Raw genomic sequence first — 2,165 nt, 5'->3', positions numbered from 1 at the left:
ATTGAGGTATATCTTTAGAAACTGGCGCACTTGAGCAACCAGTAATTAACAGGATTCCAAATATGGACAAAATAGAATGTTTCAAAGTGTGTTTCCTAATTAAAAATTATAACGCCCAATTAAGGGGTGAACAACGCTAACACCCAAACCTAAAGCATTGTGCCATACACACTAAATTTGAAGTAGATGCAAAAATGCCGAGCGTTGTGAATCCCTCTTAAATTGCTTGTTATGCGTTTTTATTTTCTAGCCAGACTGACAACTCTTGAACCAGCTCTAAGGCCTCAGGCGCACCCAATAAACCAGAATAAATCACATTCATTTCATCAGATTGAGCCTTAACAAGTGAGATAAACTGACAATTTTCCAGTCTAGTGAGAATGTCCAATAGTTCTGAGTCTAACATGTAATAATACGGCTTAAGTTGATTGAGCTGATTCAAAACCCCATAAGTAAATTGAACAACCCATAACTCTCTTTTGTTTGTAGGCGAAAATCCGTAGCGACGTCCGATGACAAATTTGCTTAACTGCTCTAAAGTCTCATCAGACCTAAGAAATGCATATAGATCGTTGGCGTCACTTTCAAGCATAGTATCAACTTTCGAGGGATCAGATTGTTCGGAAGATGCATAGAACAGTGAATAATTTACATCTGAGATTATACTGCGGACATAAGGGAAAACCACATTAAACACTTCTTTTTGTCGTTTCTTCGATTCCCAATAACTTAACGTATAATGAAACACAATACTGGCAACAACAGATGCCATTACACCTTCAAGGAAGCCTTTGCCTGTCTGGTGATATCCAACAATATATCCAGCAGAAAATACAGACAAGACTAAAGCTAAAAAACTGATCGTCACTTCTTTGCTGATTTTAACTTTATAAAACAATTCTTAACTCCAGACCGAAACGTATAACGCCCAATTAAGGGGTGAACAACGCCACCACCCAATCTAACGCATTGTGCCATAAACACTAAATTTGAAGTAGAAGCAAAAGTGCCAAGCGTTGTGAATCCCTCTTAAATTGCTTGTTATGCGATTTTTCAACGTGTTCTCTGAAGCCTTTGCTCAAGCTCCCACAGAGCTATCTTGTTTGAGTCATACTTTAAAAGCTCACTAGCCTCTTGGAAACTGCACCAAAGAAATTTTACATGTTCATTTGATAGTTGAGGCTCTGCAGACACCCTAGCGGAAAGGGAATATTCAGGTATAACAAACTGATGATTCGTCCAATTTTCGTGACCAGCATAGTAGACCTTGGGGAGCATACACATTGAGTCTAATTGCTTCCAATCACTGCCAATTAAGCCTGTTTCTTCTTCAAGCTCACGCTTTGCTGCCGCAAGTATAGATTCGTCCTCCTCACCACCTCCAGAAATAGCTTGCCATACGCCATTATCACTTCGTTTTCCGATTAAGTAACGAGGTTGAGCATAGAGGATTTGATAAGGGAAAACTAACACTTGAAACGGTGCTCTCATTAATTATTCCTCTAATCGCATAACGCCCAATTAACGTGTGAGCAGCGCAGCCACTGAACTAAACCACTGCGCCGTAAACACTAAATTCAACCCGAAGTGAGAGCGCCAAGCGTTGCGAATCACTGTTGAATTGTTTGTTATGTTTTACCACAAGTAACTGACTTAATTGAGAAAGAACTGCTATTTCTGGCTAGTTTTCTGAACCAAGCCACAAGGTAAGAACCGACTTGACCACCAAAGGCGGCCAACCTAAAACCAGTAAGTCCACTTCCCTGTCCAATGAGGCAACCTGACCAAACAACAGCAAGTGCGCTATCTTTCCAACAAAAGCGTAAAACAATGTTGAATTGCCGAGGCAACTGCCAAGCCGAAATGCTACTTGGCAAAGAACCTAAAAGCGACTTTGAGCCAGTTAAACACGAAGCTAGCTGCCACGACCTGACAATGAAGCAACCCGAGAACATTGGCATGCTTTACGGGCTGAGAGATTCAAGAACTTAGGCCGACAATACGGATTTGCTGAGTCTACTAGGGACGAATTGCCAGAGGGACAAAGAACTAGAGCCTAAGACCCTTAAGCCTCTGAAATACAAGTAAACATAACGCCGCATTAAGGTGTGAGCAACGCTTGGCTATACTTGAGCGAAGCGAAACTGCCAAGCGTTGCGAATCAC

At 41.3% G+C, this 2,165-nt stretch carries 2 protein-coding genes; both read right to left on the bottom strand.

Features of this window, described 5'->3' with window-relative positions; genetic code table 11:
* Window positions 1–229 precede the first annotated feature (229 nt).
* Entirely contained in the window at window positions 230–898 is a 669-nt protein-coding gene (locus ACQEXU_RS21840; RefSeq protein WP_427012287.1) for a hypothetical protein, read from the bottom strand.
* Window positions 899–1,053: 155 nt separating this feature from the next.
* Window positions 1,054–1,491, bottom strand: coding sequence for an NUDIX hydrolase (locus ACQEXU_RS21835; RefSeq protein ID WP_427012286.1), 438 nt, complete (start codon window positions 1,489–1,491; stop codon window positions 1,054–1,056).
* Between the last annotated feature and the right edge of the window lie 674 nt (window positions 1,492–2,165).

This window comes from Vibrio sp. TRT 21S02 (assembly GCF_050113675.1).
Taxonomy (GTDB): domain Bacteria; phylum Pseudomonadota; class Gammaproteobacteria; order Enterobacterales; family Vibrionaceae; genus Vibrio.
Note: the sequence above shows the minus strand (reverse complement) of the source record. Positions and strands in the feature narration are given on the sequence as shown.

Excerpts from the sequence above, each read along its gene's own strand:
- ACQEXU_RS21835 (WP_427012286.1), bottom strand. The coding sequence starts at position 1,491 with ATGAGAGCACCGTTTCAAGTGTTAGTTTTCCCTTATCAAATCCTCTAT.